Annotated in this window: 6 protein-coding genes; 4 read left to right on the forward strand and 2 right to left on the reverse strand. The window is 70.9% G+C overall.

All coding sequences use genetic code 11. The features are described 5' to 3' along the window. Positions 1–37: 37 nt before the first annotated feature. A complete protein-coding gene (locus tag EIO58_RS10075; RefSeq protein ID WP_127819426.1) occupies positions 38–751 on the forward strand; it encodes a response regulator in 714 nt (237 codons plus the stop codon). A gap of 250 nt (positions 752–1,001) precedes the next feature. Here the strand turns inward: EIO58_RS10075 and EIO58_RS10080 are convergent, their stop codons facing one another. Then, positions 1,002–1,577 (reverse strand): NADPH-dependent FMN reductase, encoded by a 576-nt coding sequence (locus tag EIO58_RS10080; protein WP_127819427.1) that lies wholly within the window; start codon positions 1,575–1,577, stop codon positions 1,002–1,004. 222 nt (positions 1,578–1,799) lie between these two features. On the opposite strand from EIO58_RS10080, the gene EIO58_RS10085 reads away from it, so the two are divergent. Then, positions 1,800–2,684: an ABC transporter ATP-binding protein gene (locus EIO58_RS10085; RefSeq protein ID WP_127819428.1), complete on the forward strand. Its 885-nt coding sequence runs from the start codon at positions 1,800–1,802 to the stop codon at positions 2,682–2,684. A 44-nt stretch (positions 2,685–2,728) separates the two neighbouring features. Then, the gene (locus EIO58_RS10090; RefSeq protein WP_127819430.1) at positions 2,729–3,784 is read left to right on the forward strand and encodes an ABC transporter permease; all 1,056 of its coding nucleotides are present in this window, start codon (positions 2,729–2,731) and stop codon (positions 3,782–3,784) included. 47 nt (positions 3,785–3,831) lie between these two features. Here the strand turns inward: EIO58_RS10090 and EIO58_RS10095 are convergent, their stop codons facing one another. Beyond that, the gene (locus tag EIO58_RS10095; protein WP_205789214.1) at positions 3,832–5,622 is read right to left on the reverse strand and encodes a glycoside hydrolase family 15 protein; all 1,791 of its coding nucleotides are present in this window, start codon (positions 5,620–5,622) and stop codon (positions 3,832–3,834) included. Between the two features lie 75 nt (positions 5,623–5,697). On the opposite strand from EIO58_RS10095, the gene EIO58_RS10100 reads away from it, so the two are divergent. Further along, the gene (locus tag EIO58_RS10100; RefSeq protein WP_127819429.1) at positions 5,698–7,068 is read left to right on the forward strand and encodes a glucose-6-phosphate dehydrogenase; all 1,371 of its coding nucleotides are present in this window, start codon (positions 5,698–5,700) and stop codon (positions 7,066–7,068) included. Positions 7,069–7,101 lie beyond the last annotated feature (33 nt).

A 7,101-nucleotide genomic window follows, 5' to 3' on the forward strand; every position in this document is an offset into this window, starting at 1 on the left:
TGCCGCTGCGCCCGGCCGCCGCGGCGGAGGCGCGCACATGACCGGCGGCACGATCCGCGTGCTGCTCGTCGACGACCACGCGGTGATGCGGACGGGATTCCGCATGATCCTCGAGGCGGCGAGCGACGTCGCCGTCGTGGGTGAGGCGACGAACGGCCACGAGGCGGTGGCTGCGGCATCCGTTCTGCGTCCCGACGTGATCTGCATGGACGTGCAGATGCCCGACATGGACGGCCTCGAGGCCACGCGACGCATCGTCGGCGACCCCGACGTCGATGCGGCCGTGGTGGTCGTGACCACGTTCGACCGCGACGACTACCTCTTCGACGCGCTCGCGGCGGGCGCGAGCGGCTTCCTGCTGAAGAACGCCGGCCCTGAGGAGCTCGTGAACGCCGTGCGCGTCGCGGCCGCGGGCGACGCGCTGCTCGCGCCCGAGGTGACCCGGCGCGTGATCGCCCGCTTCACCCAGGCGCCGGCCCTTCGGCAGGCTCAGGGACCGGGGACGCCCCCCGCTCAGGCGCCGGGACTCCCGGTCGCTGAGCCGGTCGACGCGCCTCGCATCGAGCTGACCGAACGCGAGACCGAGGTGCTGCGGCTCGTCGCACAGGCGATGAGCAACGCCGAGATCGCGCAGCGCCTCTACATCGGCGAGGCGACCGTGAAGACGCACGTGTCGAACGTGCTCCAGAAGCTCGGCGCCCGCGACCGCGTCGCCGCTGTCGTGTACGCCCACCGCCACGGCCTCGCCTGACCGCGCCCTCCCCAACGGGCGCGTCGAGCCGCACCCGACTCTGGCGACTCGCCATGAAGTACGCCCCTACATGCGATTCGTGGCGACTCGCCAACACGCAACGCCGCCCGAGTCCCGCCCGATTCTGGCGACTCGCCAAGAATCGCGCGCCGCAGGTGCAGAACGTGGCGCCCCGCCAAGACGACGGATGCCCCGGCCCCGAGCCCACGAGGGACTCCGGGCCGGGGCATCCGTCGGCAGGGAGAGAAGCTCAGGCGGCGACGGCTTCGCGGACGGGCGCGTAGCGGTCGACGAGTGCGCCGAAGGCCTCGAGGTAGCCGACGAGGAACTCGGCGGTCTGGTCGTTGGTGACCTCGCCGTCCTCGGTGAACAGGCCGGGAAGGGTCTGGACGAAGCCCTCGGGCTGGCCGAGAGTCGGAGCGTTGTAGTGGCTGAGGATCGCCTTCAGGTGCTGCTGCGCCGCGGCGGTCGCGATGCCGCCCTGCGACGTGCCGATGACGGCCGTGGGCTTGCCGTTGAACGAGGCGTGGCCCCAGGGTCGCGCGGACCAGTCGAGGGCGTTCTTCAGGACGCCCGGGACCGAGCGGCTGTACTCGGGGGTGACGATGATCACGCCGTCGACGTCCTCGATCGCCTGCTTGAAGTCGCGCGCGACCTGAGGGAAGTCGGCGTCGTGGTCGGGCGAGTAGAACGGGAGGTCCGCGATCGGGATCTCGACGAGGGTCGTGCCCTCGGGGGCGAGACGCTCGAGCGCCTTCGCGAGGCGGCGGTTGATCGAGGTCGACGAGATGCTGCCGACGATGTAGCCGATGGTCCGGTCGGACATGGATTGTGCTCCTTCAAACAGAGAGGTCCCCGGCGGGGACCACCGTGGACATTCCACTTCCATGCAAGCACATGGATCTCAGATCTATTCCGAAGTATGCAAACCGATGTCACGCGACTCTCCCCCGCGCAGCGGAGCAGCCGGATCTCCCCCTTGAGGGGGAGGACGACGGAAGCCGTCGTCCGTAGCGTGATGGTCACGACGTCAACGAGAGGAGACAACATGCTGCAGCTGCGGGGCATCACGAAGAGCTACGCGGGTCGCCGCGTGCTCGACGAGGTGTCGTTCGAGGTCCGCCCCGGCCGGCTCACCGGCTTCGTCGGCGGGAACGGCGCCGGAAAGACCACCACCATGCGGATCGTGCTGGGCGTGCTGGCCAAGGACGCAGGCACCGTCACCCTCGACGGTGCCGAGGTGTCGGCGTCCGACCGCCGTCGCTTCGGATACATGCCCGAAGAGCGCGGCCTGTACCCGAAGATGAAGGTGCGGGAGCACATCGTCTACCTGGCGCGCCTGCACGGGTTCTCGAAGACGGATGCCTCGACCCGCGCCACCGCGCTGCTGGAGCGGCTCGGACTCGGGGAGCGCCTCGACGACAACGTCGAGACGCTGTCGCTCGGCAACCAGCAACGCGCGCAGATCGCGGCGGCGCTCGTACACGACCCGCAGATGCTGATCCTCGACGAGCCGTTCTCGGGCCTCGACCCGCTCGCGGTCGACGTTGTGGCGGGCGTGCTGCAGGAGCGCGCGGCAGCCGGCTCCGCGGTGCTGTTCTCGTCGCACCAGCTCGACGTCGTGGAGCGGCTGTGCGACGACCTCGTGATCATCGCCGGCGGAACGATCCGCGCCGCCGGGCCCCGTGATGCGCTGCGCGCCGAGCACTCGACGCGCCGCTACGAGCTCGTCTCGGCGGGCGACGCCGGCTGGCTCCGAGCCGAGCCGGGCGTCCAGGTTCTGAGCTTCGACGGCGGGTATGCGGTGTTCGACGCCGACAGCGACGAGATCGCGCAGCGGGTGCTGCGCCGCGCTGTCGAGCAGGGCGACGTCGCGAGCTTCGCGCCGCAGCATCCCACCCTCGCCCAGATCTTCAAGGAGGTCATCCAGTGAGCACCGTCCGACCCACCGAGACCTCGCTCAGCGCCGCGCAGGGCATGTGGCTCGTCGCAGAGCGCGAGATCGGCTCGAAGCTGCGCAGCAAGGCTTTCGTCATCTCGACCGCGATCCTGCTCGTGGGCGCCCTCGCGCTGGTGATCTGGGCGGGCTTCCAGGCGTCGAGCTCGAGCGGCACCCCTGTCGCCGTGACGGCCGACGCGACGCAGTACGTCGCGGGCGTCGACGGCCTCGAGGTCACCGACGTCGCCGACCGTGCCGAAGCCGAGGCGCTCGTCTCCAGCGGCGACGTCGATGCGGCGATCATCGGCGACACCTCCTCGCCGACCGGCTTCGCGGTGCTGGCCGACACGAGTGCACCGACCCAGCTGCTGCTGCAGCTGGCGCAACTCCCTCCCGTCGAGCTGCTCTCTCCCGACGACGTCAATGCGGCGCTCGGCTACATCGCCGCCGTCGGGTTCGGCATCGTGTTCCTGTTCGCCGCGTCGATGTTCGGCGGCACGATCGCGCAAAGCGTCGTCGAAGAGAAGCAGACCCGCGTGGTCGAGCTGCTCATCTCGGCGATCCCGGTGCGGGTGCTGCTGGCCGGCAAGGTGATCGGCAACACGATCCTCGCGATGGCGCAGATCCTCCTCCTCGCCGCGATCGCGATCGTCGGTCTCACCGTGACCGATCAGACGGCCCTGCTGCAGGGCCTCGGCGCGCCGATCGCGTGGTTCGCGGTGTTCTTCCTGTTCGGCTTCATCCTGCTCGCCTCGCTGTTCGCGGCCGCGGCGTCGATGGTGTCGCGCATGGAGGACATCGGGTCGACGACGACTCCGCTCACGATGCTCATCATGGCGCCGTACTTCCTGGTGATCTTCTTCAACGACAACCCCGTCGTGCTGGGCGTGATGTCGTATGTGCCGTTCTCGGCGCCGGTCGGCATGCCGATGCGCATCTTCCTCGGCGAGGCGCTGTGGTGGGAGCCGCTCGTGTCGCTCGCGATCCTCGTCTCCACGTGCGTCGCCGCGATCCTCATCGGCGCGCGCATCTACGAGAACTCGCTGCTGCGCATGGGCGCCCGCGTGAAGCTCTCGGAGGCGCTCGCCCGCTGACGCGGATGACGGATGCCGCGGCGGTCCGCGAACGCCGCGGCATCCTGTCATCTGCGCAGTGCGGCGCGTCCCGCGTGCCCGACGAGGGCGTCCGCCGCGCGCACGAGCGCGAGGTGGGTGAGCGCCTGCGGCGTGTTGCCCGCGTGCCTCTCGCCTTCGACGTCGTACTCCTCGGACAGCAGGCCCAGGTCGCTTGCGAGGCCGCACAGCCGGTCCATCAGAACATTCGCGTCGTCGACGCGACCGCTGCTGGCGTACTGCTCGACGAGCCAGAACGAGCACGCCAGGAAGGGATGCTCGTCTCCGGAGAGGCCATCGACGCCGGCCTCGGTGCGGTAGCGCCGCACGAGTCCGTCCCGCATCAGGGTGCGCTCGATCTCGGCGACCGTGCCGAGCATGCGCGGATCGTCGTACGCGCAGAAGCCGACCTGCGGGATCAGCAGGAGAGACGCGTCGACCTCGGTGGAGCCGTAATGCTGGACGAAGTGGCCGCGGTCCGCGTCGAATCCCCTCTGGTCGACCTCCGCGCGAATGCGATCACGGGCCAGCGCCCATCCGTCCGCGTCGCCCTCGAGGCCCGTCTCGCGCACCGCCCGGACGCCCCGGTCGAGAGCGGCCCAGATCATCACGCGGGAGTGGGTGAACATGCGGTCCTCGGCGCGGATCTCCCAGATGCCGCGGTCGGGACGGTCGATCCATTCGATCACCTGCGAGAGCAGAGCGCGCTGCAGCGGCCACGAGAACGAGTCCTCGGCGACGCCGGCCTCGCGAGTGGCCTCCAGCGCCACCATCACCTCGCCGATCACGTCAGCCTGGTACTGGCTGACGGCGCCGTTGCCGATCCGCACCGGCGCGGCACCGCGGTAGCCCGGAAGGCTCGCGATCTCGCGCTCGGCGAGGTCGCGCTCGCCGGCCAGCCCGTACATGATCTGCACGTCGGCCGGGTCGCCGGCGATGGCCCGGAGGAGCCACCCCCGCCAGCGCTCCGCGACCCCGGTGAACCCGTGCTCGAGCAGCGTCTCGAGCGTGAGAGCCGCGTCCCTCAGCCACACGTAGCGGTAGTCCCAGTTGCGCGACCCGCCGAAGTCCTCCGGCAGTGACGTCGTCGCGGCGGCGACGATCCCACCGGTGCTCTCATGCGTGAGCGCCCGCAGCACCAGCAGCGAACGGACGACCTCGTCGCGGTGCGGGCCATGGTGGTCGATGCGGTCGGCCCAGTCCTGCCACCACGCGCGCGTCGCGGCGAGGGAGCGGTCCACGTCCAGCGGGGCGGGGACGTCGTGGTGGGACTTGAACCAGGTGAGCGAGAGGTCGACGACCTCACCGGCACCGACGGTGATGGTCGCGGAGTGGGCGTGGTCGATCGGCCGCAGCGGCGCGCCGCGGAGCACCAGCGCGTGCGGACCCGCGATCGCGAGCCCGGTGAGAGGAATGCCGGGCACCCGCCGCACCCACGGCGTCGCCCGCGCGTAATCGAATCGCAGGCGAACCGTGTCGGTGAATTCGACCGTCCCGGTCACGCCGACGATACGACGGACGACATCGACGCGGTTCCCGTCGATGGGCATGAAGTCATGCACCTCCGCCACCCCGTCGGCGGTCTCCCACCGAGTGACGAGGATGAAGGTGTCGCCGTCGTAGCGCCGGGTGCTCTTCGCTTCAGGATCGCCCGCGCGCAGGCTCCAGCATCCGTGATCCTCGTCGCCGAGCAGCGCCCCGAACACCGAGGGCGAATCGAAGCGGGGCACGCACAGCCAATCGATGCTGCCCTCTCGCGAGACGAGCGCCGCGGTGCGGCAGCTGCTGAGCAGGGCGTAGTCCTCGATCGGGGCCGGCATCGTCCTGATTCTGGCAAAGACGCGCTCGGAGCGACAGTCCTCCCGCCGTCGGCGACAGGCGGATAGGTTGGGCGCATGGCCGAGCCGCAGACCACCCTTCTGATCCTGGGCGCCTCGGGCGACCTCACCTCGCGACTGCTGCTGCCGGCGCTCGGCCAGCTGCTCACGCTCGAGCCGAGCCGGCGGATCCGGCTGCGCGGAGCAGGGATCGACCACTGGGACGACGCCCGCTGGCAGCAGGTCGTGCGCGACGCATTCGCTTCGGGGGGCTTCGCCGACGCGTTCGACGCCATCGCCGAGACGACGTACCAGCGTGCCGACATCACCGATCCCCGCGACCTCGCGAAGCTGATGGCCGACCCGGGCGACCGGCTGGCGCTGTACTTCGCGGTGCCCCCCGCCGTAGCCGCCGCCGCGTGCACGGCGCTCGCCGACGTCGCGATCCCTGAGGGGGCCGTGCTCGCGCTCGAGAAGCCGTTCGGGGTCGACGAGGCCAGCGCCCGTCAGCTCAACGCCACCGTCGCGCGGCTCGTGCCCGAGGAGCAGATCTTCCGCGTCGATCACTTCCTCGGGCGATCGACGACCCTCAACCTGCTCGGCGTGCGCTTCGCCAACCGCGTCTTCGCGCCGGTGTGGTCGGCGCAGCACATCGAGTCGGTCGTCGTCCGCTACGACGAGACGCTCGGGCTCGAGGGGCGCGCGGGTTACTACGACCGTGCCGGCGCGCTCGTCGACATGATCCAGAGCCACCTGCTCCAGGTGATGGCGGTGCTCGCGATGGAGCCGCCCACGACCCTGCACGAAAGGGACCTCCGGGATGCCACGGCCGCGGTGCTGCGGGCGACCCGCGTGTGGGGCGACGACGCCGCGACGGCGTCACGGCGCGCACGGTACACCGCCGGCACGGTGGGCGATCGCGAGCTTCCCGCCTACGTCGACGAGCCCGGGGTCGATCCCACCCGCGCCACCGAGACCCTCGCCGAGCTCACATGCGAGGTGCGCAACGAACGATGGGGGGGCGTGCCGTTCACGCTGCGCTCGGGCAAGGCGCTCGCCGGCAAGGACGGCGAGGTGGTCGTGACGTTCAAGCCCGTGAACCACGTGCCGGAGGGACTGACCGGCGACGCCCCGGGCTCGGTGCTGCGCTTCTCGCTCGGGCCAGACCGCATGGACCTCGAGCTCAACGTCAACGGCGGCGAAGACCCGTTCGAACTCGAGCGCGCGCGGCTGGAGGCCGACCTCGGTGCGGGTGCGCTGAAGGCCTACGGCGAGGTGCTGTCGGGCATCCTCGACGCCGACGCGGCCCTCGCGGTGCGCGGCGACGCCGCCGAGGAGTCCTGGCGCATCGTCGACCCGGTGCTCGCCGCGTGGCGGGCGGGCGAGGTGCCGCTGGAGGAGTACCCGGCCGGCTCGCTCGGCCCGGAGGAATGGCCGAAGCTGCCGTGAGGGCTCGCCGGGGGCCGACGCGCCGACGTCGGG

It is taken from the genome of Microbacterium sp. CPCC 204701 (assembly GCF_004010105.1).
GTDB lineage: Bacteria > Actinomycetota > Actinomycetes > Actinomycetales > Microbacteriaceae > Microbacterium.

What these genes read in the sequence shown, in the direction of transcription:
- EIO58_RS10100 (WP_127819429.1), top strand. Translation starts at nt 5,698, where the DNA reads ATGGCCGAGCCGCAGACCACCCTTCTGATCCTGGGCGCCTCGGGCGAC.
- EIO58_RS10090 (WP_127819430.1), top strand. Translation starts at nt 2,729, where the DNA reads ATGTGGCTCGTCGCAGAGCGCGAGATCGGCTCGAAGCTGCGCAGCAAG.
- EIO58_RS10075 (WP_127819426.1), top strand. Translation starts at nt 38, where the DNA reads ATGACCGGCGGCACGATCCGCGTGCTGCTCGTCGACGACCACGCGGTG.
- EIO58_RS10085 (WP_127819428.1), top strand. Translation starts at nt 1,800, where the DNA reads ATGCTGCAGCTGCGGGGCATCACGAAGAGCTACGCGGGTCGCCGCGTG.
- EIO58_RS10080 (WP_127819427.1), bottom strand. Translation starts at nt 1,577, where the DNA reads ATGTCCGACCGGACCATCGGCTACATCGTCGGCAGCATCTCGTCGACC.
- EIO58_RS10095 (WP_205789214.1), bottom strand. Translation starts at nt 5,622, where the DNA reads ATGCCGGCCCCGATCGAGGACTACGCCCTGCTCAGCAGCTGCCGCACC.